The organism is Streptococcus sp. 21.1, assembly GCF_016648635.1.
GTDB lineage: Bacteria > Bacillota > Bacilli > Lactobacillales > Streptococcaceae > Streptococcus.
Genome location: NZ_JACLQL010000002.1, coordinates 1 through 25337 on the forward strand (window position 1 = coordinate 1; position 25337 = coordinate 25337).

The following is a 25337-nucleotide window of genomic DNA, read 5'->3' on the forward strand; positions in this document are numbered from 1 at the left end:
TATCCGCCATAGCTCAGTTGGTAGTAGCGCATGACTGTTAATCATGATGTCGTAGGTTCGAGTCCTACTGGCGGAGTATAGGTTTCATTGCTGGACGTAGGTCTAGCTTTTTTTGTTAAGTTATTTACTTGTTAAAACTCTTAATTTCAGATATGATATGATTATATTTTATTTGAGAGGTATTATTATGTCGAATTTTGCATCAGAGTTTACACCTATTTCTATTTCTACTGCTAAAGATAAAATTTCTTCTACAGATAAGTTTATTTTATTTATTGGCCGTCCTTCTTGTCCATATTGTCAACTTTTTGAACCTAAATTATCTAATGTTGCACGTAATTCAAATCTTACTATTTTCTATATTAATAGTGAAAATAGTGAAGAACTTGAAGATATTCAAGCTTTACGTAAAAGATATGGTATTGCTACCGTCCCAGCTCTCTTTGTTTCAGAAAATGGAACTGCTAAGGTTGTTTGTGACTCTTCTCTTTCTGAGGATGACATTTTAGATTTTATTTCTTAATCTTTTTGGAGGTTCTTATGTTTATTTGTAAACACGAGGTCCAGTATTATGAAACAGATCGAATGGGTATTACTCATCATTCCAATTATGTACGATGGATGGAAGAGGCTAGAACTTTTTTTCTAAGAGAGATAGGTTGGCCTTATGAAAAAATTGAAGAGGAGGGAATTATCTCTCCTGTTACTTCAATTTCCTGTGACTATAAAGCTACTTCTACTTTTGCAGATGAGATTTCTATTGAGATTATTGTTAAAAGTGTTAAATCTGCTAGACTTTCTTTTGTATACCATATGGTAAATCAGAATGGTGTTCTTGTTTGTACAGCTGCTTCTGAACATAGTTTCTTATCTAAGGATGGTGGTTTTGTTAATCTTAAAAGAGATTATCCCTCATTTTTTAATCTTTTAAAAGAGCATTCAGTTATGCAATAAAAAAAGAAGAAAATCATTTTGATTTTCTTCTTTTTTTATTCAGCAAGCAGTTTTTGATAAATTGCTAAATTTTCATCATCAAATACGTTAAATATAACTTTTTTTATTATACTTGATTCATCAATAAAGGTTTTGACTGTTTGAATGGCGATTTTGGCAGCTTTTTGTTTTGGAAAATTGAAATCTCCAGTTGATAGACATGGAATAGCTATTGATTCAATGTTATTTTTCTCGGCTAGTGCTAATACTGAGAGATAGCTTTTTGCTAAAAGATCCTCATCAATTTGTGTCGGTTGGTCTACTATTTTCGGACCTACTGTATGAATGACAAAAGCAGAAGGAAGATTGTAAGCTGGGGTTATTTTAGCCATGCCAACAGGTTCTTCATATCCTTGTTCTAAGATGAGTTCGAAACAAGCTTGGCGTAACTGAACGCCTGCATATGTATGAATAGCATTATCTACACAATCATGAAGTGGTTTCATACATCCTAGTAAGGTTTTATTGGCTGCATTTACGATTGCGTCTACTTCAAGTCTTGTAATATCCCCCTTCCAGAGGTAGATTCGATCATCTTGTGGGATAGGCTGGAGTGAACTGAGTTGTACAAATCCACGTTCCCCTTTCCTAACTTGTAGGTAAAGGTCTTGTATTGTCAAGAATTGTGTTGATGCTGCCATTGGTTTACGTGTATTAAAGAGCGCTCTGAGAAGCTTTTGCTTTTCTTCGAGTTCTTCTGGGATAATCAAATCATGTAATTCTAGATTTTCTTTTTTGAGTTCACCTATGAGATAGGTAATCATTGCATCTTTATCCATATTTACTCATTTCTATTTTTATAGTTTTTTTATTATTATACTCCCAAGATAGGCTGTGAGCAAGTAATGTCTATGATAGGCAATGACTAATATTTGATAAGAATTTTTTATGTATGTATCAAATTCTTGCAATGGCCTTTAGAATCATATAGAATAGGTCTACAAAAGTTTTATAATGTCTAGGAGGATGAATATATGACACAAGTAGTAACAGATGCTACATTTGAACAAGAAACAGCTGAAGGACTCGTTTTGATTGATTTTTGGGCAACTTGGTGTGGGCCTTGCTTGATGCAAGCACCAATTCTTGAGCAACTTTCTGAAGAGATTTCAGAGGATGAACTTAAGATTGTTAAAATTGATGTTGATGAGAACCCAGAAACAGCTCAGAAGTTTGGAATCATGTCTATTCCAACTTTACTCTTCAAAAAAGATGGTGAGGTTGTTAAGCAAGTTGCAGGTGTACATACAAAAGAACAAATTAAAGCTATCGTTGCAGAGCTTAGCTAACTAATCTTCACAGTCCCGTTTAGGGATTTTTATTTTTAATTTATTCGAACGACGAGGAGAGTCTTATGTCTTATTCATTTCAAAATCCTAGTGCTGAGGTTATAGAATCTTATTTAAAATCAGCAAAGACGATTGCAATTGTTGGTTTATCTCATCGTAAGGAGGCAGCATCTTATCAGGTTGCTCATTTTCTACAAGCTGCTGGTTATCGTATCATACCAGTAAATCCCAAACTAGAAGGTCAGGAGCTCCTAGGAGAGCATGTTTATGCTTATCTTAAAGATATCCCATTTTCGATTGATATTGTTGATGTATTTAGACGAAGTGAGTTTTTACCAGATGTTGCTTATGATTTTCTTGAGACGGATGCAAAAGTTTTTTGGAGTCAAATTGGTCTTGAGAATGAGGAGGCTGAGACTATTCTTCGTCAAGCGAATAGACAGGATATTGTAATGAATCGTTGTACAAAGATAGAATATATGCGACTCTTTGTTTAATAAAATGAAAAGGTGAGTGAGCTATGCTCGCTCGTTTTTGTTATAATAGACCTATGATTGAAATTTTTGATACGCATACCCACCTTAATGTGGATAATTTTGCAGGAAAAGAACAAGAAGAAATAGATTTTGCAGCTGAACTAGGTGTTATAAAAATGAATATTGTTGGTTTTGATAAGCCAACAATTGATAAATCTTTAGCACTATCAGAGAAGTATGATCAACTATATAGTACGATTGGATGGCATCCTACGGAAGCAGGGTCCTATTCTCAGGAAATTGAGGATATGATTGTATCACAATTGGATAATCCGAAAGTAGTGGCACTTGGGGAAATTGGTTTGGATTATTATTGGATGGAAGATCCTAAAGAGATTCAGATTGATGTCTTTAAGCGTCAAATAGCTTTGTCAAAGGAACACAATTTACCTTTTGTTGTCCATACACGTGATGCACTTGAGGATACTTACGCTATTATTAAAGAAGTTGGTGTCGGTCCTCGTGGGGGGATTATGCACTCATACTCAGGATCCCTAGAAATGGCTCAAAAATTTGTTGATCTTGGAATGATGATTTCGTTTTCAGGTGTTGTAACTTTTAAGAAGGCTTTGGATGTCCAAGAAGCTGCTCAGAAGTTACCTTTAGATAAGATTCTGGTTGAAACGGATGCACCGTATTTGGCACCCGTTCCCAAACGTGGTCGCGAGAATCGTACAGGCTATACGCGTTACGTAGTAGATAAGATTGCTGAGCTTCGTGGTTTAACAAGTGCAGAGGTTGCTAGGGCTACCTATGATAATGCGATGAGGATTTTTGGGCTGGATGAATAAAATAAAAATTCAAGAAGTCATCGTGGTAGAAGGTAAGGATGATACGGCAAATTTGAGACGTTTTTATGAGGTGGATACCTATGAGACTAGAGGCTCTGCTATCAATGAAGACGACTTAGAGCGTATTGATAAGCTTAATGACTTACGCGGAGTGATTGTTTTTACTGATCCAGACTATAATGGTGAACGTATCCGTAAAATCATCATGGAAGCTGTTCCGACAGCAAAGCATGCTTTTTTAAACCGTGGGGAAGCAACACCAAAATCTAAGACTAAAGGTCGTTCATTGGGTGTTGAGCATGCGAGTTTTGAGGATCTTCAAAAGGCCTTATCTGGAGTTCTAGGTAGTTACGATGATGATAATCAGTTTGATATTAGTAAATCAAATCTTATGAAGTTAGGACTACTAATGGGAGCAGATAGTCGAAAGCGTCGAGAATATTTGGGCGAGGCGCTTCGTATTGGTTATTGCAATGGAAAGCAGCTTCTAAAACGTTTGGAATTGTTTGGAATTACTCTAGAGGAGCTAGAAGAGGCTATGTCAAATTATTAGACTACCAGTAATCTTAAAATCAAATCGCTATTAAGTAGTTTATTATAGAGGTTGGGATAATTAAGAATTTGGACTTGTTTTGTGTCCAAATATAAAAATCGTGAAATTAATAAGAAAAGAGAATAAATGAGAATTGCAGATTATAGCGTGACCAAGGCTGTCCTTGAGCGCCATGGCTTTACCTTTAAGAAGTCTTTCGGACAGAACTTCTTAACAGATACAAATATTTTACAAAAAATAGTTGATACGGCAGAGATTGATAAAAATGTCAATGTGATTGAAATTGGACCTGGTATCGGAGCATTAACAGAATTCTTGGCTGAAAATGCTGCGGAAGTTATGGCTTTTGAAATTGATGATCGATTGGTTCCGATTTTGGAGGATACATTACGTGATCATGATAATGTTAACGTGATTAATGAAGATGTTCTCAAGGCGGATTTACAGACACGTGTCAAAGAGTTTAAAAATCCAGAACTACCAATCAAGGTTGTAGCTAACTTGCCATACTATATTACGACGCCAATTCTGATGCATTTGATTGAGAGTAAGATTCCTTTTGCAGAATTTGTTGTTATGATGCAAAAAGAGGTTGCTGACCGCATTTCTGCAGAGCCTAATAGCAAGGCTTATGGTTCTCTATCAATTGCTGTGCAGTATTATATGACCGCTAAAGTGGCATTTGTTGTCCCTCGTACAGTCTTTGTACCAGCCCCGAATGTTGACTCAGCAATTTTGAAGATGACGCGCCGTGAACAACCGTTGGTTGAAGTTAAAGATGAGGATTTCCTTTTCCGAGTGGCTAAGGCTAGCTTTGTCCATCGTCGTAAGACATTGTGGAATAATTTAACAAATCATTTTGGTAAATCTGAAGAAGTGAAAACCAAACTTGAGCAGGCTTTGGAAATTGCAGATATAAAACCTTCTATTCGTGGAGAGGCTTTATCTATTTCTGATTTTGCATACTTATCAGATGCTTTGAGAGAAGCAGGCCTATAATTCAAAAATCCCACTGAATCTCAGTGGGATTTTTAGCTATGCGGAGAAAGGGATTTGAACCCTCACGCTTGAAAAAGCACATGCGCCTGAAGCATGCGTGTCTGCCATTCCACCACCTCCTCAGATGATATGCCTATTATACTTCAATCTATTGAAAATGCAAGGAGGTCCATGGGAAATGGAAGATCAGTTTTTTTGTTCCAGAAAAGCTTTCTAATTTGTGATATAATAGGGCTATTAAACGAATGAGGAGTTCACTTGCAAGGAAGAATTATCAAAGCACTGGCAGGTTTCTATTATGTAGAGCATGATGGTGTTGTATACCAGACGCGTGCACGAGGAAATTTTAGAAAAAAAGGACAAACACCTTATGTTGGAGATTTTGTTGAATTTTCAGCAGAGGAAAATTCAGAAGGTTATATCCTAAAAATTGGTCAACGAATCAATAGTTTAGTGCGTCCACCCATTGTCAATATAGATCAGGCTGTGGTTATTATGTCTGCTAAGGAACCGGATTTTAACAGTAATCTTTTGGACCGTTTTTTGGTTTTACTAGAGCATAAAAATATAAAGCCTGTAATCTATATTTCTAAGATGGACTTGGTTGAAGATGATTCAGAAATGAAAGCCATTCAAAAACAGTATCAAAAAATTGGTTTTGATTTTATCTTCAGTTTGGAAGAACTATTGCCGCTCTTGACTGATAAAATAACAGTCTTTATGGGACAGACGGGTGTTGGAAAATCAACCTTGTTGAACCGTATTGCCCCAGAGTTGAAGTTGGAAACAGGTGAGATTTCAGACAGTCTAGGTCGTGGACGTCATACTACAAGGGCTGTAAGTCTTTATGACGTTCATGGTGGGAAGATTGCTGACACACCAGGATTCTCTTCGCTAGATTATGAAGTGGATAATGCCGAGGACTTGAGTGAAGCTTTTCCAGAAATCCGTCAAGCTAGTCATGGCTGTAAATTCCGTTCTTGTACTCATACCCATGAGCCTTCTTGTGCTGTTAAGGATGAGGTTGAAAATGGCCAAATCTGGCAAGTCCGTTATGATAATTACCTTCAATTCTTAAGTGAAATTGAAAATCGTCGTGAAACATATAAAAAAACTGTAAAAAGAAAGTAGGTCTCTCATGTCATATAAAATTGCTCCTTCTATCCTAGCTGCTGATTACGCTAATTTTGCTTCAGAACTAGCTCGTATTGATGCATCAGGTGCGGAATATGTTCACATTGATATTATGGATGGTCAATTTGTTCCTAATATCAGTTGGGGAGCAGATGTGGTTGCTAGCATGCGTAAACACAGCAAGTTAGTTTTTGACTGCCACCTTATGGTTGTTAATCCTGAGCGTTATGTGGATGCCTATGCACAAGCTGGTGCAGATATCATGACCATTCATGTTGAAGCCACTAAGCATATCCATGGTGCCCTCCAGAAAATCAAAGCTGCTGGTATGAAAGCAGGTGTTGTGATTAATCCTGGAACCCCAGTTGAGGCACTTATTCCTGTACTTGATTTAGTGGATCAAGTACTTATCATGACTGTAAATCCAGGTTTTGGTGGTCAGGCGTTCATTCCAGAAATGATGTCTAAAGTAGAGCGTGTTGTGGAGCTTCGTGAAAAAGGTGGCTATTCATTCGATATTGAAGTTGATGGTGGTGTAGATAACAACACTATTGCAGCATGTGCCAAGGCGGGGGCTAATGTTTTTGTAGCGGGCTCTTACCTCTTCAAAAATCCTGATTTGACAGCGCAAGTTCAAACGCTTCGTGATGCTATCGATGCCTAAAATAGCTTTATTTGTCGGTGGTGAGCTAGAGTGGTTCACTACCGATTTTGATTATTTTGTTGGGGTGGATCGCGCATGCTTACGTTTGTTGGAGTTAGGTTTACCTATTGATTTGGCTGTCGGAGACTTTGATTCAGTATCTCGGTCAGAGTTAAAGATGATTCAATCAGCTGCCAAAGATTGTATGATTGCTCCAGCTGAAAAGGATGATACGGATACAGAGTTAGCCTTAAAAATTATATTTCAGTTATATCCTGAGGCGGAAGTAACTATTTTCGGTGCTTTTGGTGGCAGAATTGATCATATGTTATCAAATATATTTTTGGTCAGCGATCCTGAATTAGCTCCTTTTATGAGGCGTATCTGTTTGCGAGATAAGCAAAATAAGATTACTTATTATCCAGAAGGAAGTCATAAAGTTTTACCAGAACCCGGAATGACATATGTTTCTTTTTTACATGAAGGTGATGGAGAACTGACGATTTTGGGAGCAAAATACGAATTAACTAGTATGAATTATTTCCAGAAGAAAATCTATTCTAGCAATGAATTCGTTGATGGTCCGATTCAAGTGCTTGTGCCAAATGGATATGTGATTGTCATCCAGACTAAAGATAGGAGTTAGTATGATCTATCTACTTTCACTTTTAACTTTATTAAGCTTGGGGATTCTTATTGTTCTTTTCTTGAAGAATATGGAGTTAAAAGAACAGATTAATAAGAGTTTGGAAGAAAATGCAGATAATCTTTCAGATCAAGTTTCGTTTCAATTGGAAAGTTTTGCTAAGACAAACCAACTGGAAACAACAAAGCAATTGAATCAATTGCAGATGGAACTATATCAACAGTTGACAGATATCCGAGAGGTTTTACATCAAAATTTGTCTGATAATCGAGACCGTTCTGACCAACGTCTTGAGCAAATAAACCAAAGCTTAACCAAAGCTGTTAAAGATATGCAGGATTCCAATGAGAAACGTTTGGAACAAATGCGTCAGACAGTTGAAGAGAAACTTGAGCAAACCTTACAAACACGTTTACAAGCCTCTTTTGAGACGGTTTCAAGACAATTAGAGTCGGTTAACCAGGGCTTGGGGGAAATGAAAAATGTAGCCAAGGATGTTGGAAGTCTTAACAAGGTCCTTTCAAATACAAAAACACGAGGTATTTTGGGAGAGCTTCAATTAGGGCAAATTATTGAAGACATATTGACTGTTAATCAGTACGAGCGAGAATTTCCTACGGTATCAGGTTCAAGTGAACGAGTTGAATATGCAATCAAAATGCCAGGAAACCATAAAGATGAATATATCTACCTTCCCATTGATTCTAAGTTTCCTTTGGAAGATTACTATCGTCTGGAAGATGCTTATGAGTCTGGTAATAAAGAGGAGATTGAGAATCACCGTAAGTCACTTCTGACTAGTATTAAGCGATTTGCAAAGAATATTAACAAGAAGTATCTTAACCCACCTGAAACTACAAATTTTGGTATATTATTTTTACCGACGGAAGGACTTTATGCTGAGGTAGTACGTCAACCGGCCTTCTTTGACGCCCTTCGTCGCGAGGAGAATATTGTTATCGCAGGTCCGTCAACCTTATCAGCACTCTTGAATTCATTGTCTGTAGGATTTAGAACTTTGAATATTCAAAAGAATGCGGATGATATTAGTAAGATTTTAGGCAACGTCAAACTAGAGTTTGGCAGGTTTGGAGATATGTTAGCTAAAGCTCAGAAACAATTGAATACAGCAAGTAAAACCGTCGATAGTCTTCTTAACACAAGGAGTAGGGCAATTGTTAGAGCTCTTGATACAATTGAAACCTATCAAGACAGTGCGACACAAAGTTTGTTGGATTTACCACGATTAGAAAACGAGGACAAGCATGAAGATTAATCAAATGAAAAAAGACGAGTATTTTGAAGGTTTTTATCTGATTAAGCGTGCAGAGGTACGTAAGACAAGAGCAGGAAAGGATTACATTGCCTTTACATTCCAGGATGATACTGGAGAGATTTCAGGCAACCTATGGGATGCTCAACCTTATAATGTCGAAGAATTTACCGCAGGTAAAGTAGTGCATATGGAGGGACGTCGAGAGGTTTATAATAATACTCCTCAGGTAAACCAAATTACCTTACGCTTGCCTACATTTGGTGAGCCAAATGATCCAGCTGATTTCAAAGAGAAACCACCAGTAAATCCTTCCGAAGTACGCGAATACCTAGAGCAAATGATTTTCAAGATTGAGGAAGCAACTTGGCAGCGTGTTGTTCGTGCCCTTTATCGAAAGTATAATAAAGAGTTTTTCACTTTTCCAGCTGCTAAAACAAATCATCATGCCTTTGAAAGTGGACTAGCCTATCATACAGCTACTATGGTTCGCTTAGCGGACAGCATTGGAGATATTTATCCAGAGCTCAATAAGAGTCTACTCTTTGCCGGAATTATGCTTCATGATTTAGCTAAGGTTATTGAACTTACTGGTCCTGAAAATACTGAGTATACGGTTCGTGGAAACTTGATTGGTCATATTGCTTTGATTGATGAAGAAATCACTAAGGTGCTCATGGAGCTCAATATTGATGATACGCGTGAGGATGTCGTTGTTTTGCGTCATGTTATTCTCAGCCACCACGGACAACTAGAGTATGGTAGCCCAGTGCGACCTCGTATTATGGAAGCAGAAATTATTCATATGATTGATAATCTTGATGCCAGTATGATGATGATGACGACAGCCCTTAACCTAGTAGGTCCAGGAGAAATGACAAATCGTCTCTTTGCTATGGATAATCGTTCTTTCTACAAGCCAAAATTTGATTAAAATCGAAATTAAGCGAGCATTTCATATGAAAATGTTCGTTTTTTGCTGTATTATGGTATAATAGTTAAAAAGTACAGAAAATATAGGTAACATATGAAATTAAAACGAAGTGAGCGCATGGTAGTGATTTCAAACTACCTGATTAATAATCCTTATCAATTGACAAGCCTCAACACCTTTGCAGAACGTTATGAAGCTGCAAAGTCTTCAATCTCAGAAGATGTTGCTATCATTAAAAAAGCTTTTGAGGAAAGTCAAATAGGAGAAATCGAAACAGTAACGGGTGCATCTGGTGGCGTTATGTTTACACCAACTATTTCTGATGAAGATGCAAGAAGTCTGGTTGAAGATCTTTGTAAACGTCTTTCCGAGAGTGATCGTATCTTACCAGGTGGTTATCTCTACCTATCTGATTTACTGAGTACACCGTCTATTTTGAAAAATGTTGGTCGTATCATTGCCAGTGCCTTTAAAGGGCAAAAAATTGATGCCGTTATGACAGTTGCAACTAAAGGAGTTCCTTTAGCAAATGCAGTAGCAGATGTCTTGAACATTCCATTTGTTATCGTTCGTCGTGACTTGAAAATTACAGAAGGTTCAACCGTATCGGTAAACTATGTTAGTGGTTCAAGTGATCGTATTGAAAAGATGTTCCTTTCAAAACGTAGTTTGAAACCAAATAGCCGCGTCCTTATTGTTGATGATTTTCTTAAAGGTGGTGGTACCATTACGGGTATGATTAGCTTGCTTTCAGAATTTGATAGTGAGTTAGTAGGTGTAGCTGTATTCGCAGAAAATGCTAAAGGTGACCGTGATATCCATGAATATAAATCCCTACTTACTGTTTCTGACATTGATGTAAAAGCACAGAAGGTAGAAGTTGAAGTCGGTAATATTTTTGACAAATAATTAATCTACGATAGTATTCCTAATTTAACGATTAGGAATTTTTCTTTTTAACAAGAAAGTCTTGACAATAATTATCAAAAAATGATACTATATTAGACGGTACTTTTTACTTTTGGTCTCTCAAAAGTGTACAGAGACGTGCTGACATAAGTTGCAAAAGTACACACAGATATGGGCTGTCACCAAGTGCCATATCAACCAAAAATAAAAAAACACAGGAGAATGTAGATGCCTACAATTAACCAATTGGTTCGTAAACCACGTCAATCAAAAGTTGTAAAATCTAAATCACCAGCTTTGAACGTTGGTTACAACAGCCACAAAAAAGTTCAAACTAACGTATCTTCACCACAAAAACGTGGTGTTGCAACACGTGTTGGAACAATGACACCTAAGAAACCTAACTCAGCCCTTCGTAAATTCGCTCGTGTACGTTTGAGCAACCTTATCGAAGTTACTGCTTACATCCCAGGTATCGGACACAACCTCCAAGAACACAGCGTTGTTCTTATCCGTGGTGGACGTGTAAAAGACCTTCCAGGGGTACGTTACCACATCGTCCGTGGTGCACTTGATACTGCAGGTGTAGCTGATCGTAAACAAAGCCGTTCTAAATACGGTGCTAAACGTCCTAAAGGATAAGAAGGGAGATAAGATAAAATGAGTCGTAAAAATAGAGCGCCTAAACGCGAAGTATTGGCAGATCCATTGTACAATTCAAAAATCGTTACACGTCTTATCAACCGTGTAATGCTTGACGGTAAACGTGGTACTGCTGCAACAATCGTATACGATGCTTTCGAGCAAATCAAAGAAGCAACTGGAAACGATGCTCTTGAAGTATTTGAAACAGCTATGGACAACATCATGCCTGTACTTGAAGTACGTGCACGTCGTGTCGGTGGTTCAAACTACCAAGTCCCAGTTGAAGTTCGTCCAGAACGTCGTACAACTCTTGGTCTTCGTTGGTTGGTTAACGCATCACGTGCGCGTGGTGAACACACTATGAAAGATCGTCTTGCAAAAGAAATCATGGATGCTGCAAACAACACTGGTGCATCAGTTAAGAAACGTGAAGATACTCACAAAATGGCTGAAGCAAACCGTGCCTTTGCACACTTCCGCTGGTAATCATAAGTTTCAAGCTGAATTACAGTCATATATTCATAAGCTAAGATTATGGATTTGTAATAGGCTGACTCTGAATTCAAATAATATTATTCATATCATTTGAAAACCAGTTAAATATTAGTGAAAAAACGGGTAGGTCCTGCCTATCCGTTTTTTGACAATAATGTTATAATAAATAAGTAAACTAAAATATTTATAGGAGAATAAACCTAATGGCACGCGAATTTTCACTTGCAAAAACTCGTAATATCGGTATCATGGCCCACGTCGATGCCGGTAAAACAACTACAACAGAGCGTATCCTTTACTACACTGGTAAAATCCACAAAATCGGTGAAACTCACGAAGGTGCATCACAAATGGACTGGATGGAGCAAGAACAAGAGCGTGGTATCACAATCACATCTGCCGCTACAACAGCACAATGGGATGGTCACCGCGTTAACATCATCGATACACCAGGACACGTGGACTTCACAATCGAAGTACAACGTTCACTCCGTGTATTGGATGGTGCCGTAACCGTTCTTGACTCACAATCAGGTGTAGAACCTCAAACTGAAACAGTTTGGCGTCAAGCAACTGAGTATGGTGTTCCACGTATCGTATTTGCCAACAAAATGGATAAAATCGGTGCAGACTTCCTTTACTCAGTAAGCACACTTCACGATCGTCTTCAAGCAAACGCACACCCAATCCAATTGCCAATCGGTGCTGAAGATGATTTCCGTGGTATCATTGACTTGATTAAAATGAAAGCTGAAATCTATACTAATGACCTTGGTACAGATATTCTTGAAGAAGATATTCCAGCTGATTACGTTGATCAAGCAAACGAATACCGTGAAAAATTGATCGAAGCAGTTGCTGAAACTGACGAAGATTTGATGATGAAATACCTTGAAGGTGAAGAAATCACTAACGAGGAATTGAAAGCAGCTATCCGTCGTGCAACAATCAACGTTGAATTCTTCCCAGTTCTTTGTGGTTCTGCCTTCAAGAACAAAGGTGTTCAATTGATGCTTGATGCGGTTATCGATTACCTTCCAAGCCCACTTGATATCCCTGCAATCAAAGGTATCAACCCAGATACAGACGAAGAAGAAACTCGTCCAGCATCTGATGATGAGCCATTTGCAGCTCTTGCCTTCAAGATTATGACTGACCCATTTGTAGGTCGTTTGACATTTATCCGTGTTTACTCAGGTATCCTTCAATCAGGTTCATACGTAATGAATACATCTAAAGGTAAACGTGAACGTATCGGACGTATCCTTCAAATGCACGCTAACAGCCGTCAAGAAATTGAACAAGTATATGCCGGTGATATCGCTGCTGCTATCGGTTTGAAAGATACTACAACTGGTGACTCATTGACTGATGAAAAAGCTAAAGTTATTCTTGAGTCAATCGAAGTTCCAGAACCAGTTATCCAATTGATGGTTGAGCCTAAGACTAAAGCTGACCAAGATAAGATGGGTATCGGTCTTCAAAAACTTGCTGAAGAAGATCCAACATTCCGTGTTGAAACTAACCCTGAAACTGGTGAAACAGTTATCTCTGGTATGGGTGAACTTCACCTTGATGTCCTTGTTGACCGTTTGAAACGTGAACACAAAGTTGAAGCAAACGTAGGTGCTCCACAAGTATCATACCGTGAAACATTCCGTGCAGCTACACAAGCACGTGGTTTCTTCAAACGTCAATCTGGTGGTAAAGGTCAGTTTGGTGATGTTTGGATTGAATTTACTCCAAATGAAGAAGGTAAAGGTTTCGAATTCGAAAATGCTATCGTCGGTGGTGTGGTTCCACGTGAATTCATCCCTGCAGTAGAAAAAGGATTGGAAGAATCTATGGCTAACGGTGTCCTTGCTGGATACCCAATGGTTGACATCAAAGCTAAACTTTACGATGGTTCATACCACGATGTCGATTCATCTGAAACTGCCTTCAAGATTGCTGCATCTCTTGCACTTAAAGAAGCTGCTAAGACTGCACAACCAACTATCCTTGAACCAATGATGCTTGTAACAATCACTGTTCCTGAAGAAAACCTTGGTGATGTTATGGGTCACGTTACAGCTCGTCGTGGACGTGTTGATGGTATGGAAGCACATGGTAACAGCCAAATTGTTCGTGCATATGTTCCACTTGCTGAAATGTTCGGTTATGCAACAACACTTCGTTCTGCAACACAAGGACGTGGTACATTCATGATGGTATTTGACCACTATGAAGATGTTCCTAAATCAGTTCAAGAAGAAATCATCAAGAAAAATTCTGGTGAAGCTTAATTAGAACTTATAAAGTTAAGGTACTTATGAAAGTAAGTGCCTTTTTCTATTTGCAATTTTTTGAAAAAAATTATATAATATGACTGTTGAAAGGTTGAGTTGAAAGCGCTCAAGTTAATCTTTTCACAATAGGGAGAGCTTGCTCTCAAAATTATATTTATTTGATTTTCATAAGGAGGAAATCACTAATGGTAGTTAAAGTTGGTATTAACGGTTTCGGTCGTATCGGTCGTCTTGCTTTCCGTCGTATCCAAAACGTAGAAGGTGTTGAAGTTACACGCATCAACGACCTTACAGATCCAGTTATGCTTGCACACTTGTTGAAATACGACACAACTCAAGGTCGTTTCGACGGTACTGTTGAAGTTAAAGATGGTGGATTTGAAGTTAACGGTAAATTCGTTAAAGTTTCTGCTGAACGTGACCCAGAACAAATTGACTGGGCTAACGACGGTGTAGAAATCGTTCTTGAAGCAACTGGTTTCTTTGCTAAGAAAGATGCTGCTGAAAAACACTTGCACGAAGGTGGAGCTAAGAAAGTTGTTATCACTGCTCCTGGTGGAAACGATGTTAAAACAATCGTATTTAACACTAACCACGACATCCTTGACGGTACTGAAACAGTTATCTCAGGTGCTTCATGTACTACAAACTGCTTGGCTCCAATGGCTAAAGCATTGCAAGATAACTTCGGTGTTAAACAAGGTTTGATGACTACTATCCACGCTTACACTGGTGACCAAATGATCCTTGACGGACCACACCGTGGTGGTGACCTTCGTCGTGCACGTGCTGGTGCTGCAAATATCGTTCCTAACTCAACTGGTGCTGCTAAAGCTATCGGTTTGGTTATCCCAGAATTGAACGGTAAACTTGACGGTGCTGCACAACGTGTTCCAGTTCCAACTGGATCAGTTACTGAATTGGTAGCAGTTCTTGAAAAAGACGTTACTGTTGATGAAGTGAACGCAGCTATGAAAGCAGCTTCAAACGAATCATTCGGTTACACTGAAGATCCAATCGTATCTTCAGATATCGTAGGTATTTCTTACGGTTCATTGTTTGATGCAACTCAAACTAAAGTACAAACTGTTGATGGTAAACAATTGGTTAAAGTTGTTTCTTGGTACGACAACGAAATGTCATACACTTCACAACTTGTACGTACTCTTGAATACTTCGCGAAAATCGCTAAATAATTCAATTGTATAAAAAGAAGAGCTTCGGCTCTTTTTTTATTTCTCAAAATAATAAAACAGCCGTATAAATTGGCTGTTATAATCTCAGTAGTATTGTGATTTATGAATAAGCTAGAAGGCATTCCAAATAAGTAGAAAGAGCATGACACAACCTCAGGAGTTTTTATTGTGTTTTTGAATGGTTAGCATACCATAAATTAGTATAAAAACGGTAAGTGCTTCAAATAAGGTATAGATATCAAAACCAATGATTCCATGGATAAGATGGCAAAAAATCGCACAAGTTATTGCTCCACTATCTAACCAATAGTAAGAAGATAGAAAACATATGCGTATCTTTTCAGAGATGACTACATAGTTAAATCCTTCCCAGAATCCCCAAATAAGACAGATGAATAGGTATGCTAGAATATTACTAGGAAATGATTGTATCATTACTTCTTTTGTTAATTGTATTGATTGAAGAGGTAGATAGGAATGAAACTGGTGAGTAACTACTTTCAATATGATAAGTGGTAAGGCTATAAGAAGAGATTGAAAAAGGGTAGGAACTAGATTTTTTGTGATTAATCTAAAGTATCTGAAAGATTCTTTACGATAAAGCATAACAGTGCTGGTTCCCAAGCCTGCAATGGCAAATTGACAACTGGCTAATAAGATTAATCGAAACCATAGTGGTACTGAGGTTTGGTTGGTGTAGGAAAAAAGAGTTGGTTTAAAAGTAAGAAAGAGGAGAAGAGGAACAAGGGTAAGAATGAGGATTACATTTAGATCATAGTCAGCTTGTTGCTGCCTATTGTTTAGTTGTTTTTTCATAGCTTTTTTACCTTTCTATTTTGATTATATGATAAATGTATTATACTAGCAATAAGCTAGAAATCCTCCTGATTTTGCTATCTCTTTTATGCATTTTGTGATATAATGAAAACGTATTAAAAAATTAAGGAGTCTGATCAAATGGCTAAATTGACTGTTAAAGATGTTGACTTGAAAGGGAAAAAAGTTCTCGTTCGTGTTGACTTCAACGTACCTGTAAAAGATGGCGTGATCACTAACGATAACCGTATCACTGCTGCTCTTCCAACTATCAAGTACATTCTTGAACAAGGTGGACGTGCAATCCTCTTCTCTCACCTTGGACGTGTAAAAGAAGAAGCTGATAAGGATGGTAAATCACTTGCTCCTGTAGCCGCTGACTTGGCTGCTAAATTGGGTCAAGACGTTAAATTTATCCCAGGCGTTACACGTGGTGCAGAATTGGAAGCAGCTGTTAACGCTCTTGAAGATGGACAAGTTCTCTTGGTTGAAAACACTCGTTTTGAAGATGTTGATGGCAAGAAAGAATCTAAAAACGATCCTGAACTTGGTAAATACTGGGCATCACTTGGAGATGGTATCTTCGTAAACGATGCATTCGGTACAGCTCACCGTGCACACGCATCTAACGTTGGTATCTCAGCAAATGTTGACAAAGCTGTTGCTGGTTTCCTTCTTGAAAACGAAATTGCTTACATTAAAGAAGCAGTTGAAACTCCAGAACGTCCATTCGTAGCTATCCTTGGTGGTTCTAAAGTATCTGATAAGATTGGTGTTATCGAAAACCTTCTTGCAAAAGCTGATAAAGTTCTTATCGGTGGTGGTATGACTTACACGTTCTACAAAGCACAAGGTATCGAAATCGGTAACTCACTTGTAGAAGAAGATAAACTTGATGTTGCTAAAGCTCTTCTTGAAAAATCAAACGGTAAATTGATCTTGCCAGTTGACTCAAAAGAAGCTAATGCATTTGCTGACTACACTGAAGTGAAAGACACTGAAGGTGAAGCAGTAGACCCAGGTTTCCTTGGTTTGGATATCGGTCCTAAATCAATTGCTGAATTCGATAAAGCCTTGACGGGTGCGAAAACAGTTGTATGGAACGGACCTATGGGTGTATTTGAAAACCCTGACTTCCAAGCTGGTACAATCGGTGTGATGGACGCTATCGTGAAACAACCAGGCGTTAAATCAATCATCGGTGGTGGTGATTCAGCTGCCGCAGCTATCAACCTTGGTCGTGCAGACAAGTTCTCATGGATCTCTACTGGTGGTGGTGCTTCTATGGAACTTCTTGAAGGTAAAGAACTTCCAGGATTGGCTGCACTTACTGATAAATAAGTCTATTAGAATGAAAAGAGTTGGGAAACCAACTCTTTTTTGTGTCATCTTATTGGGTGTTTGATAGAGGCTAAAACTATTATTGGGAAGTAAGTTTCTCTCAAAAAATTGCGATTATTAGTTTGAACTTTGCGGCATAATACTGTAGAAGTAGCCAAAAGTTTCATAATCATGTTAAAATAGTAAAATGGGATTGAAATTTGAACCGAAAAAATTTAAATTTGGTATGCGTACACTTAAGACGGGGCTTGCTGTCTTTCTTGTTTTAGGTCTTTTTTCTGCTTTAGGTTGGGAAGGGCTTCAGATTGGTTGCTTGACAGCAGTCTTTAGCCTTCGAGAAAACTTTGATAGAAGTATTCAGTTTGGTAAATCACGTATTTTTGCGAATACGGTTGGAGGTCTTTTGTCGCTATTATTTTACTTTGTGAATATGTGGTTTCATCATTCAGTTTGGGTGACCTTGCTATTGGTTCCAATTTTGACAATGTTAACGATTGTCATTAATGTGTCTTTTAATAATGCTTCTGGTGTTATTGGAGGGGTGGCTGCACTTTTGATTATTACCTTGTCTATTCCGCCTGATAATACTTTTACTTATGTTATTGCTAGAGTCTTTGAAACTTTCTGTGGAGTCTTTATAGCAATCCTTGTCAATTATGATTATGATTGGCTACTTAAACATTTAAAATAAGAATGATAGGGTTCTATTGGACTCTATTTTTTATGATTTTTCGATAAAATCCTTAAATTAGAGCGAATATACAATGTAATGTTCGGTAATTGCTCATTGTGTAAGAAAAAGTGACATAAACTGTTGACATGTAGAAATATTCAGAATATAATTGTTAGGAAAGGAGGATGATCATGGCAAGAGAGAAAGAATTAAGGCGTTCTCTAGCTGTTTTTCCGATTGGAACAGTTATGAAGTTGACGGATTTAACCGCTCGTCAAATTCGTTACTATGAAGATCAAGGTTTAATTCAACCTGAACGTACAGCTGGAAATCGTCGGATGTACTCATTAAATGATATGGATCGTTTATTGGAAATCAAAGATTTTTTGGATGATGGTTACAATATTGCAGCGATTAAACATGAGTACGAAGAGCGTGAAGTTCGTGCCCAACAAAAACAAGTGGCTTTAACAGATGCGGACGTTCGACGTATCTTGCATGATGAACTCCTTCAGCAAGGCCGTTTTACGACCCCGTCACAACAATTTGGTAACTTGCGTATCTAATTACGCTTTGAACTTTTATTTTTGGTTTTTATAAAGGAGACCCCTATTATGGCAATCACAGCAGCTGATATTCGTCGCGAAGTCAAAGAGAAGAATGTTACTTTCTTACGTTTAATGTTCTCTGATATCCTTGGTGTTATGAAGAACGTTGAAATTCCTGCGACAGATGAACAGTTGGATAAGGTACTTTCAAATAAAGCTATGTTTGATGGTTCATCAATCGAGGGATTTGTTCGTATCAACGAATCTGATATGTATCTTTACCCAGATCTTGATACGTGGACAGTTTTCCCTTGGGGCGATGAAAATGGTGCAGTAGCTGGTCTTATTTGTGATATCTATACTTCTGCGGGTGAACCATTTGCTGGTGACCCTCGTGGTAACTTGAAAAAAGCTTTGCGTCATATGGAAGAAGTTGGTTATAAATCATTTAACCTTGGACCAGAACCAGAATTTTTCCTTTTCAAATTAGATGAGCAAGGTAATCCTACGCTTGAAGTTAACGATAAAGGTGGTTATTTTGACCTTGCTCCTACTGACCTTGCAGACAACACACGTCGTGAAATCGTTAATGTGTTGACAGAAATGGGATTTGATGTTGAGGCATCTCACCATGAAGTGGCGGTTGGTCAACATGAAATCGACTTCAAGTATACAGATGTTTTGAAGGCTTGTGATAATATCCAAATTTTCAAATTGGTTGTTAAGACAATCGCTCGTAAACATGGTCTTTATGCGACATTTATGGCGAAACCTAAATATGGTATTGCTGGTAGCGGTATGCACTGTAACATGTCTCTCTTCACTGAAGAAGGAAATGCATTCTTTGATCCAGAGGATCCACGTGGTATGCAATTGTCTCAAGACGCTTACTACTTCCTTGGTGGTTTGATGAAACATGCATACAACTATACTGCAATTATTAACCCAACAGTTAACTCTTACAAACGTTTGGTTCCTGGATATGAAGCTCCTGTATATATTGCATGGGCAGGTAGCAACCGTTCACCATTGATCCGCGTTCCTGCGTCTCGTGGTATGGGTACACGTTTGGAATTGCGTTCAGTAGACCCAATGGCAAACCCATACTTGGCACTTGCTGTTCTTTTGGAAGCTGGTCTTGATGGTATTATTAACAAGATTGATGCTCCAGATCCAGTTGAAACAAACATTTACTCAATGTCTCCTGAAGAACGTAAAGAAGCAGGTATTATTGATTTGCCATCAACACTTCGTAACGCTCTTAAAGCATTGGAAACAGATGAAGTGGTTCGTCAAGCTTTGGGTAATCATATCTATACAAACTTCCTTGATGCGAAACGTATGGAATGGGCAAGCTATGCTACCTTTGTTTCACAATGGGAAATTGATAACTACTTGGACATTTATTAAGGAATTAAATTTGAAAATCAGGTTATGCCTGGTTTTCTTTTTCTTCTAAATTTATTAAGTTCTTGGACAAATTACGTAGTTTTAACTGAGCTGTTTTCTTTTGTCATATTTCTTTATTCCCCCTTAATCGCATTAAAATATGAGAGTGTTAAACTAATTCCATATTAATCTTATTCAGGGGGAAATATGAAAACTACAAAAAAAGCTGCTTTGGCAGCAGCCTCAAGTGCATTATTGCTTGGTCTTACAGTCTCACAAACAGTTAATGCTGATACTTATACAGTTCAAAATGGAGATTCATTCTTCGGGATTGCTAGTCAGTATGGTGTAGATCCTTATCAATTAGCAGCTGAAAATGGCATGACTATTTGGTCAACAATTGTTCCTGGTGGAAGCTTGGAAGTTTCAGGAGCTACTACGGCAGTTGAAGAAACAACAGAAGCTTCTTCTTCAGAGGTAACAGCTACTGATTCAGATGCAACTTGGAATCGTTATCCAGTTGGTCAATGTACATGGGGTGTTAAGGAAGTCGCTCCATGGGCAAGTAACTGGTGGGGTAATGGTGGCGATTGGGCCGGAAGCGCTGCTAGCCAAGGTTATGCTGTAGGTTCAACACCTGTGACAGGATCAATTGTATGTTGGACTGATGGTGGTTATGGTCACGTTGGTTATGTAACACAAGTTGGTCAAGATGGTCAAATTCAAATCTTGGAGTCAAACTATAACAACCAGCAACAAATCAATAACTATCGTGGTTGGTTTGATCCACAAAACTCAACTACACCAGGTTCAGTATCTTACATTTATCCAGGTGCATAAAACGAAAAGAAGCGCTTATAGCGCTTTTTTACTTGCTGGAAGAGTTGTGCTCAGACTGGATTTAAACTTAAAAAATGGTAGCTAGATGGCTACCATTTTTTTATTTATCAGGTGTGAGAATCATTGGAATAATGATTGGTTCACGTTCTGTTTTTTCATATAGGAATGGGCGTAAAGCATTGACGATAGCTCCGTTAACAGATTGGATGCTAGCATCTTTATTCTTAAGAGCGATACGAATAGCATTGAATAGAATGCGTTGGCTTTCGCGGATAAGATCGCCAGATTCACGCATATAGATGAAGCCACGACTGAGGATGTCTGGACCAGCTAGAATCATCTTAGACTTGAAGTCAACAGTAGCTACGGCAAGTACGACACCATCTTCAGAAAGATCACGACGATCACGAAGAACGGCAGCTCCGATATCCCCAATGCCATTACCATCAACATAAATATCTTGAGCATTGAAGTGACCTGCACGACGCGCAGAGTCTTTTGTTAGGGCTAAGACATCACCATTTTCCATAATGAAGATATTATCTTTTGGAACGCCACAATCAACAGCAAGACCTGCGTGGACTTTCTGCATGCGGTATTCACCGTGAACAGGCATGAAGAATTTTGGTTTTATCAAACGAAGCATTAGTTTTTGCTCTTGTTGACCACCGTGTCCAGAGGTATGGATATTGTTGATTTTACCGTGGATAACATCAACACCAGCTTCTTGAATGGTATTAATCAGACGGTTAACGCTAGTGGTGTTCCCTGGAATAGGACTAGATGAGAAGATGACAGTGTCACCAGGTTGTAGTGTCACTTGGCGGTGCATACCATTGGCGATACGTGCAAGGGCCGCCATAGGCTCCCCTTGAGAACCGGTACACATGATAAGAATTTCACTGGCATGATAGTTTTTCATCTCACTAGGATCAATGATAGTCCCTTTTGGAACCTTGATGTAACCTAGTTCAACTCCATTGACAATGGCTTTTTCCATAGAACGTCCGAAGACAACAATCTTACGGCCAGTTTTTACAGCGGCTTCGGCAGCTTGTTGAAGACGGAAAATGTTTGAGGCAAATGAGGCGAAAATAATACGTCCGTGGATGCCTTCAATAATTTTCATAATGGATTGGCCAACAACCTTCTCGGAATTAGTGAAAGTTGGTACTTCAGCATTGGTTGAGTCTGAGAGGAGGCAAAGAACACCTTCCTCACCAAGTGCAGCCATACGGTGAAGGTCTGCTGGTTCCCCTACTGGGGTGAAGTCAAACTTAAAGTCACCGGTACACACAATTTTACCTTGAGGTGTATGGATGACAATACCGAGAGGTTCTGGAATTGAGTGAGTAGTGCGGAAGAAGGTCACGCTCATATTTTTGAAAGTAAGCTCTGTATTAGCATTAATTTCGTAGAGTTGTGCGTCACGAAGTAGTCCGTGTTCTTCCAATTTTCCTTTGATAAGAGCAAGAGCAAGCGGTCCTGCATAAATTGGGATATTTGCCTGTTTAAGAAGGAAGGGAATCCCACCAATATGGTCTTCGTGACCGTGGGTAATGACAAGTGCCTTTACACGATCAACGTTTTCAACGATGTAAGAATAGTCTGGGATGACATAGTCGATTCCGAGAAGATCGTCTTCGGGGAATTTAATACCCGCATCGACGATGATAATCTCATCTTGGTATTCAATACCATAGGTGTTTTTACCGATTTCCCCCAAACCACCAATCGCATAAACCCCAACTTCTTCAGGTTTTAGATTGATTTTTGATGCCATGGTCTTAGAACTCCGTTACTTCAAAAACGCCTGTTTCTTTTTCGTATTCAAGGGCTTTTTCTGAGAGGAGCTCGATGAATTCGATGTTATAGGCAGTGTTTTTTTCGATGATTTGACGAGCTTGGATACGTCCCTCAAGTTCAGTTTTTGCATCGATATCTAGGTAGAGTGATTTTGTCTGTTCACGGCGTGGATTACGCTCTTTAGTTTCTTGGTAAAAGACTTTATAAATCATGGTTTTCCTTTCTTTCCAAAAGGCTCTGCCATTCTATAAAAAAACCGGTCAAGTTAATCTTTCTATGATTTACTTGACGTTATGATATTCACTTTATGAGTAATAGCTAGTAGCCTTGATTCGTTTAACAATTACTATTATTGTACCATAAGATAAGGGCTAGATAAAGAAAATGGTGGAAAAAGTTGGAAAATGTTCGTTTCTGGGAAACAGTGACTTGTGTTATAATAGAAAAGCATAAAAGGAAACAAGGAAAAAAGATGAAAATATTAGCATTTGATACTTCTAGCACTGCTTTATCAGTAGCCTTGTTGGAAGATGAGAAACTAGTGGCAGAGACAACTGTCACAGTAAAAAAGAACCACAGTATTAGTCTAATGCCCACCATTGATTTTTTAGTTGCTCAGGCAGGCTGGCAGCCGTCTGATTTAGAACGTATTGTGGTTGCACAGGGGCCTGGATCCTACACAGGGCTTCGTGTGGCTGTCGCAACAGCTAAGACGTTAGCCTATGCGCTTGACATTGATTTAGTGGGAGTTTCAAGTCTACAGGCGCTGACAAACCTTTCGGTTGACGGTGTTGTGATTCCTATCATGGATGCCCGTCGTAATAATGTTTACGTTGGTTTTTATGAAAATGGTCAGGCTATCGCCCCTGATCGTCATGCTGCCTTTACAGATGTTCTTGAGCAAGCTAAAGTTTATGAAAAGGTGACATTTGTCGGTGAAGTAGCTCATTTTGTGGATCAGATTAAGGAAAGTCTTCCAGAGGCAACGATCTTGTCTAACCTTCCATCAGCTCAGTTAATTGGTCATTTAGGCTTGTCTTTGCCTTCTGTTGATGTGGATGCTTTTGTTCCACATTACTTGAAGCGGGTTGAGGCAGAGGAGAATTGGCTTAAAACGCATGAGGAGACTAACCGTGACAACTACATCAAGCGCGTCTAGACTGAGTAGCCAAGAGCAAGCCCAACTGATTTATCAGATTTTGTCGGATGTTTATGACAAGTCTCCGTGGACGAAAGAACAAGTGGTAGCAGACTTGGCTTTAGATACTACGGAATATTTCTATGTGTATGATCAGGAAGAAGTTGTTGGTTTTTTAGCCCTTCAAAATTTGGTGGGTGAGCTCGAGGTGACCAATATCGCCGTTTTAAAAGCTTATCAAGGGCGTGGTTATGCTAGTCAGTTGATGAAGCATTTGGAAGATCGTAGTGAGCCTATATTTCTAGAAGTGAGGATTTCAAATCAAGTCGCTCAGGCGCTTTATAGAAAATTTGGTTTTGAAAGTCTAGGAATTCGGAAAAATTATTATCATGAGCCTCAAGAAGATGCAGTTATCATGAGGCGAGAGGAAGTCTAATGGCAGATAGATATATTTTGGCAGTGGAGAGCTCATGTGATGAGACTTCAGTTGCCGTTTTGAAAAATGAGAAAGAACTTTTAAGTAATATTATTGCCAGTCAGGTGGAAAGCCATAAACGTTTTGGTGGTGTTGTTCCTGAGGTGGCTAGTCGTCACCATGTGGAAGTGGTGACTCTTTGCATTAAAGATGCCCTTTCTGAGGCGGGAATTACTGCTGAACAACTAGATGCTGTAGCAGTAACCTATGGTCCTGGTTTGGTCGGGGCGCTCTTGGTCGGGATGGCAGCGGCTAAGGCCTTCGCTTGGGCACATGGGTTGCCTTTGATTCCAGTTAACCATATGGCTGGGCATCTTATGGCAGCGCGTGAGGTTCAAGAATTGGAATATCCCCTCTTAGCACTTTTGGTGTCTGGGGGACACACAGAGTTGGTTTATGTGTCAGAACCGGGGAATTACAAGATTGTTGGTGAGACACGTGATGATGCAGTTGGTGAGGCCTATGACAAGGTCGGGCGTGTGATGGGGTTGACCTACCCAGCCGGGCGTGAAATTGATGAGTTAGCTCATAAAGGGAAAGATGTTTATGATTTTCCACGTGCTATGATTAAGGAAGACCACTTGGAGTTTTCATTTTCAGGCTTGAAGTCAGCCTTCATTAATTTGCACCATAATGCAGAGCAAAAGGGTGACGTCCTAATTAAAGAAGACCTTTGTGCTTCTTTCCAAGCTGCTGTGTTGGATATTCTCCTAGCTAAGACTAAGAAAGCCTTGGAGCGTTATCCTGTCAAGACACTTGTTGTTGCAGGTGGTGTGGCAGCTAATCAAGGCTTACGTGAACGTTTGGCTGAAGAAATCACAGATGTAGATGTGGTTATTCCGCCTTTACGTCTTTGTGGTGACAATGCTGGCATGATTGCTCTAGCAGCCGCTATTGAATGTGATCAAAAACATTTTGCTGAGTTGGACTTGAATGCAAAACCAAGTCTAGCCTTTGCAGGATTTGAAGAATAAGAAGAACCTCTTA

General features: G+C 38.9%; 29 protein-coding genes and 2 tRNA genes. 26 read left to right on the forward strand and 5 right to left on the reverse strand.

Annotated elements, in window-relative coordinates; translation table 11 throughout:
- Positions 1–2: 2 nt before the first annotated feature.
- The 3 genes from H7U01_RS01805 to H7U01_RS01815 all read left to right on the forward strand — a co-directional run bounded on the left by H7U01_RS01805 (position 3) and on the right by H7U01_RS01815 (position 954).
- Positions 3–76, forward strand: a tRNA-Asn gene (locus tag H7U01_RS01805).
- A gap of 111 nt (positions 77–187) precedes the next feature.
- Positions 188–523 (forward strand): conjugal transfer protein TraF, encoded by a 336-nt coding sequence (traF, locus tag H7U01_RS01810; protein WP_048790120.1) that lies wholly within the window; start codon positions 188–190, stop codon positions 521–523.
- Between the two features lie 17 nt (positions 524–540).
- Positions 541–954, forward strand: a complete 414-nt coding sequence (locus H7U01_RS01815; RefSeq protein WP_002884641.1) for an acyl-CoA thioesterase — start codon at positions 541–543, stop codon at positions 952–954.
- A 35-nt stretch (positions 955–989) separates the two neighbouring features.
- Here the strand turns inward: H7U01_RS01815 and H7U01_RS01820 are convergent, their stop codons facing one another.
- Positions 990–1772 (reverse strand): protein-ADP-ribose hydrolase, encoded by a 783-nt coding sequence (locus tag H7U01_RS01820; protein ID WP_021143587.1) that lies wholly within the window; start codon positions 1770–1772, stop codon positions 990–992.
- Positions 1773–1967: 195 nt separating this feature from the next.
- Here H7U01_RS01820 and trxA point away from each other — a divergent pair, with 195 nt between their 5' ends.
- The 5 genes from trxA to rsmA all read left to right on the forward strand — a co-directional run bounded on the left by trxA (position 1968) and on the right by rsmA (position 5161).
- The gene (gene trxA / locus H7U01_RS01825) at positions 1968–2282 is read left to right on the forward strand and encodes a thioredoxin (RefSeq protein WP_002884315.1); all 315 of its coding nucleotides are present in this window, start codon (positions 1968–1970) and stop codon (positions 2280–2282) included.
- A 65-nt stretch (positions 2283–2347) separates the two neighbouring features.
- Positions 2348–2779 carry a CoA-binding protein gene (locus tag H7U01_RS01830; RefSeq protein ID WP_014635075.1) on the forward strand — a complete coding sequence of 144 codons (432 nt, stop codon included), beginning with the start codon at positions 2348–2350 and terminating at the stop codon, positions 2777–2779.
- A gap of 53 nt (positions 2780–2832) precedes the next feature.
- Positions 2833–3609 (forward strand): TatD family hydrolase, encoded by a 777-nt coding sequence (locus tag H7U01_RS01835; RefSeq protein WP_037620485.1) that lies wholly within the window; start codon positions 2833–2835, stop codon positions 3607–3609.
- Entirely contained in the window at positions 3602–4162 is a 561-nt protein-coding gene (gene rnmV / locus H7U01_RS01840; RefSeq protein ID WP_021143590.1) for a ribonuclease M5, read from the forward strand. Before H7U01_RS01835 ends, rnmV begins: the two co-directional genes overlap by 8 nt.
- 126 nt (positions 4163–4288) lie before the next feature.
- Positions 4289–5161, forward strand: coding sequence for a 16S rRNA (adenine(1518)-N(6)/adenine(1519)-N(6))-dimethyltransferase RsmA (gene rsmA / locus H7U01_RS01845; protein ID WP_201041034.1), 873 nt, complete (start codon positions 4289–4291; stop codon positions 5159–5161).
- 39 nt (positions 5162–5200) lie between these two features.
- On the opposite strand, the gene H7U01_RS01850 is transcribed toward rsmA, so the two are convergent.
- Positions 5201–5281, reverse strand: a tRNA-Leu gene (locus tag H7U01_RS01850).
- 138 nt (positions 5282–5419) lie between these two features.
- Here H7U01_RS01850 and rsgA point away from each other — a divergent pair.
- From rsgA to gap, 10 genes are all read left to right on the forward strand, one after another.
- Entirely contained in the window at positions 5420–6292 is an 873-nt protein-coding gene (gene rsgA / locus H7U01_RS01855; protein WP_014635071.1) for a ribosome small subunit-dependent GTPase A, read from the forward strand.
- Positions 6293–6299: 7 nt separating this feature from the next.
- Positions 6300–6959, forward strand: coding sequence for a ribulose-phosphate 3-epimerase (rpe, locus tag H7U01_RS01860; protein WP_014635070.1), 660 nt, complete (start codon positions 6300–6302; stop codon positions 6957–6959).
- Entirely contained in the window at positions 6952–7584 is a 633-nt protein-coding gene (locus H7U01_RS01865; RefSeq protein ID WP_060971716.1) for a thiamine diphosphokinase, read from the forward strand. The genes rpe and H7U01_RS01865 overlap by 8 nt, the downstream gene beginning before the upstream one ends.
- 1 nt (position 7585) lies before the next feature.
- Positions 7586–8860 carry a DNA recombination protein RmuC gene (locus H7U01_RS01870; protein ID WP_060971715.1) on the forward strand — a complete coding sequence of 425 codons (1275 nt, stop codon included), beginning with the start codon at positions 7586–7588 and terminating at the stop codon, positions 8858–8860.
- Positions 8850–9791, forward strand: a complete 942-nt coding sequence (locus H7U01_RS01875) for a 3'-5' exoribonuclease YhaM family protein (protein ID WP_002884679.1) — start codon at positions 8850–8852, stop codon at positions 9789–9791. The genes H7U01_RS01870 and H7U01_RS01875 overlap by 11 nt, the downstream gene beginning before the upstream one ends.
- A 93-nt stretch (positions 9792–9884) precedes the next feature.
- A complete protein-coding gene (gene purR / locus H7U01_RS01880) occupies positions 9885–10700 on the forward strand; it encodes a pur operon repressor (protein WP_002891918.1) in 816 nt (271 codons plus the stop codon).
- Between the two features lie 228 nt (positions 10701–10928).
- Positions 10929–11342, forward strand: a complete 414-nt coding sequence (gene rpsL / locus H7U01_RS01885) for a 30S ribosomal protein S12 (RefSeq protein ID WP_002884809.1) — start codon at positions 10929–10931, stop codon at positions 11340–11342.
- 18 nt (positions 11343–11360) lie between these two features.
- Complete coding sequence (gene rpsG, locus H7U01_RS01890; protein ID WP_002884746.1) at positions 11361–11831, forward strand: 30S ribosomal protein S7; 471 nt, start codon at positions 11361–11363, stop codon at positions 11829–11831.
- 212 nt (positions 11832–12043) lie between these two features.
- Positions 12044–14125, forward strand: a complete 2082-nt coding sequence (gene fusA, locus H7U01_RS01895; RefSeq protein WP_002891917.1) for an elongation factor G — start codon at positions 12044–12046, stop codon at positions 14123–14125.
- 188 nt (positions 14126–14313) lie between these two features.
- Positions 14314–15324 (forward strand): type I glyceraldehyde-3-phosphate dehydrogenase, encoded by a 1011-nt coding sequence (gene gap / locus H7U01_RS01900; protein ID WP_002884461.1) that lies wholly within the window; start codon positions 14314–14316, stop codon positions 15322–15324.
- 153 nt (positions 15325–15477) lie between these two features.
- Here the strand turns inward: gap and H7U01_RS01905 are convergent, their stop codons facing one another.
- The gene (locus tag H7U01_RS01905; RefSeq protein WP_201041036.1) at positions 15478–16140 is read right to left on the reverse strand and encodes a hypothetical protein; all 663 of its coding nucleotides are present in this window, start codon (positions 16138–16140) and stop codon (positions 15478–15480) included.
- 141 nt (positions 16141–16281) lie between these two features.
- Here H7U01_RS01905 and H7U01_RS01910 point away from each other — a divergent pair, with 141 nt between their 5' ends.
- The 5 genes from H7U01_RS01910 (at position 16282) to H7U01_RS01930 (ending at position 20931) form a co-directional block, all read left to right on the forward strand.
- A complete protein-coding gene (locus H7U01_RS01910) occupies positions 16282–17481 on the forward strand; it encodes a phosphoglycerate kinase (protein ID WP_002891914.1) in 1200 nt (399 codons plus the stop codon).
- Between the two features lie 187 nt (positions 17482–17668).
- Positions 17669–18172, forward strand: coding sequence for an FUSC family protein (locus H7U01_RS01915; protein ID WP_037602725.1), 504 nt, complete (start codon positions 17669–17671; stop codon positions 18170–18172).
- A gap of 173 nt (positions 18173–18345) precedes the next feature.
- A complete protein-coding gene (locus tag H7U01_RS01920) occupies positions 18346–18720 on the forward strand; it encodes a MerR family transcriptional regulator (RefSeq protein WP_008535631.1) in 375 nt (124 codons plus the stop codon).
- A gap of 48 nt (positions 18721–18768) precedes the next feature.
- Positions 18769–20112: a type I glutamate--ammonia ligase gene (gene glnA / locus H7U01_RS01925; RefSeq protein ID WP_002884322.1), complete on the forward strand. Its 1344-nt coding sequence runs from the start codon at positions 18769–18771 to the stop codon at positions 20110–20112.
- A 186-nt stretch (positions 20113–20298) separates the two neighbouring features.
- The gene (locus tag H7U01_RS01930; protein ID WP_064523128.1) at positions 20299–20931 is read left to right on the forward strand and encodes a CHAP domain-containing protein; all 633 of its coding nucleotides are present in this window, start codon (positions 20299–20301) and stop codon (positions 20929–20931) included.
- Between the two features lie 100 nt (positions 20932–21031).
- Here the strand turns inward: H7U01_RS01930 and rnjA are convergent, their stop codons facing one another.
- Positions 21032–22714: a ribonuclease J1 gene (gene rnjA / locus H7U01_RS01935; RefSeq protein WP_002884294.1), complete on the reverse strand. Its 1683-nt coding sequence runs from the start codon at positions 22712–22714 to the stop codon at positions 21032–21034.
- Positions 22715–22718: 4 nt separating this feature from the next.
- The gene (locus tag H7U01_RS01940; RefSeq protein ID WP_064523125.1) at positions 22719–22949 is read right to left on the reverse strand and encodes a DNA-dependent RNA polymerase subunit epsilon; all 231 of its coding nucleotides are present in this window, start codon (positions 22947–22949) and stop codon (positions 22719–22721) included.
- 260 nt (positions 22950–23209) lie between these two features.
- Here H7U01_RS01940 and tsaB point away from each other — a divergent pair, with 260 nt between their 5' ends.
- Genes tsaB through tsaD form a run of 3 tightly spaced genes read left to right on the forward strand, consistent with a single transcriptional unit; the run spans position 23210 to position 25324 of the window.
- Complete coding sequence (gene tsaB, locus H7U01_RS01945; RefSeq protein ID WP_064523122.1) at positions 23210–23896, forward strand: tRNA (adenosine(37)-N6)-threonylcarbamoyltransferase complex dimerization subunit type 1 TsaB; 687 nt, start codon at positions 23210–23212, stop codon at positions 23894–23896.
- Positions 23856–24311, forward strand: coding sequence for a ribosomal protein S18-alanine N-acetyltransferase (gene rimI, locus H7U01_RS01950; protein ID WP_064523119.1), 456 nt, complete (start codon positions 23856–23858; stop codon positions 24309–24311). The genes tsaB and rimI overlap by 41 nt, the downstream gene beginning before the upstream one ends.
- Positions 24311–25324, forward strand: a complete 1014-nt coding sequence (gene tsaD / locus H7U01_RS01955) for a tRNA (adenosine(37)-N6)-threonylcarbamoyltransferase complex transferase subunit TsaD (RefSeq protein WP_014635059.1) — start codon at positions 24311–24313, stop codon at positions 25322–25324. The genes rimI and tsaD overlap by 1 nt, the downstream gene beginning before the upstream one ends.
- The last annotated feature ends 13 nt before the right edge of the window (positions 25325–25337 follow it).

What these genes read in the sequence shown, in the direction of transcription:
- H7U01_RS01910 (WP_002891914.1), top strand. Translation starts at nt 16,282, where the DNA reads ATGGCTAAATTGACTGTTAAAGATGTTGACTTGAAAGGGAAAAAAGTT.
- traF (WP_048790120.1), top strand. Translation starts at nt 188, where the DNA reads ATGTCGAATTTTGCATCAGAGTTTACACCTATTTCTATTTCTACTGCT.
- fusA (WP_002891917.1), top strand. Translation starts at nt 12,044, where the DNA reads ATGGCACGCGAATTTTCACTTGCAAAAACTCGTAATATCGGTATCATG.
- H7U01_RS01820 (WP_021143587.1), bottom strand. Translation starts at nt 1,772, where the DNA reads ATGGATAAAGATGCAATGATTACCTATCTCATAGGTGAACTCAAAAAA.
- H7U01_RS01830 (WP_014635075.1), top strand. Translation starts at nt 2,348, where the DNA reads ATGTCTTATTCATTTCAAAATCCTAGTGCTGAGGTTATAGAATCTTAT.
- rpsL (WP_002884809.1), top strand. Translation starts at nt 10,929, where the DNA reads ATGCCTACAATTAACCAATTGGTTCGTAAACCACGTCAATCAAAAGTT.
- rsmA (WP_201041034.1), top strand. Translation starts at nt 4,289, where the DNA reads ATGAGAATTGCAGATTATAGCGTGACCAAGGCTGTCCTTGAGCGCCAT.
- tsaD (WP_014635059.1), top strand. Translation starts at nt 24,311, where the DNA reads ATGGCAGATAGATATATTTTGGCAGTGGAGAGCTCATGTGATGAGACT.
- rpsG (WP_002884746.1), top strand. Translation starts at nt 11,361, where the DNA reads ATGAGTCGTAAAAATAGAGCGCCTAAACGCGAAGTATTGGCAGATCCA.
- H7U01_RS01915 (WP_037602725.1), top strand. Translation starts at nt 17,669, where the DNA reads ATGGGATTGAAATTTGAACCGAAAAAATTTAAATTTGGTATGCGTACA.
- rpe (WP_014635070.1), top strand. Translation starts at nt 6,300, where the DNA reads ATGTCATATAAAATTGCTCCTTCTATCCTAGCTGCTGATTACGCTAAT.
- H7U01_RS01835 (WP_037620485.1), top strand. Translation starts at nt 2,833, where the DNA reads ATGATTGAAATTTTTGATACGCATACCCACCTTAATGTGGATAATTTT.
- H7U01_RS01905 (WP_201041036.1), bottom strand. Translation starts at nt 16,140, where the DNA reads ATGAAAAAACAACTAAACAATAGGCAGCAACAAGCTGACTATGATCTA.
- H7U01_RS01875 (WP_002884679.1), top strand. Translation starts at nt 8,850, where the DNA reads ATGAAGATTAATCAAATGAAAAAAGACGAGTATTTTGAAGGTTTTTAT.
- H7U01_RS01930 (WP_064523128.1), top strand. Translation starts at nt 20,299, where the DNA reads ATGAAAACTACAAAAAAAGCTGCTTTGGCAGCAGCCTCAAGTGCATTA.
- H7U01_RS01870 (WP_060971715.1), top strand. Translation starts at nt 7,586, where the DNA reads ATGATCTATCTACTTTCACTTTTAACTTTATTAAGCTTGGGGATTCTT.
- trxA (WP_002884315.1), top strand. Translation starts at nt 1,968, where the DNA reads ATGACACAAGTAGTAACAGATGCTACATTTGAACAAGAAACAGCTGAA.
- rimI (WP_064523119.1), top strand. Translation starts at nt 23,856, where the DNA reads ATGAGGAGACTAACCGTGACAACTACATCAAGCGCGTCTAGACTGAGT.
- tsaB (WP_064523122.1), top strand. Translation starts at nt 23,210, where the DNA reads ATGAAAATATTAGCATTTGATACTTCTAGCACTGCTTTATCAGTAGCC.
- H7U01_RS01920 (WP_008535631.1), top strand. Translation starts at nt 18,346, where the DNA reads ATGGCAAGAGAGAAAGAATTAAGGCGTTCTCTAGCTGTTTTTCCGATT.
- H7U01_RS01815 (WP_002884641.1), top strand. Translation starts at nt 541, where the DNA reads ATGTTTATTTGTAAACACGAGGTCCAGTATTATGAAACAGATCGAATG.
- rnmV (WP_021143590.1), top strand. Translation starts at nt 3,602, where the DNA reads ATGAATAAAATAAAAATTCAAGAAGTCATCGTGGTAGAAGGTAAGGAT.
- glnA (WP_002884322.1), top strand. Translation starts at nt 18,769, where the DNA reads ATGGCAATCACAGCAGCTGATATTCGTCGCGAAGTCAAAGAGAAGAAT.
- H7U01_RS01940 (WP_064523125.1), bottom strand. Translation starts at nt 22,949, where the DNA reads ATGATTTATAAAGTCTTTTACCAAGAAACTAAAGAGCGTAATCCACGC.
- H7U01_RS01865 (WP_060971716.1), top strand. Translation starts at nt 6,952, where the DNA reads ATGCCTAAAATAGCTTTATTTGTCGGTGGTGAGCTAGAGTGGTTCACT.
- gap (WP_002884461.1), top strand. Translation starts at nt 14,314, where the DNA reads ATGGTAGTTAAAGTTGGTATTAACGGTTTCGGTCGTATCGGTCGTCTT.
- rnjA (WP_002884294.1), bottom strand. Translation starts at nt 22,714, where the DNA reads ATGGCATCAAAAATCAATCTAAAACCTGAAGAAGTTGGGGTTTATGCG.
- purR (WP_002891918.1), top strand. Translation starts at nt 9,885, where the DNA reads ATGAAATTAAAACGAAGTGAGCGCATGGTAGTGATTTCAAACTACCTG.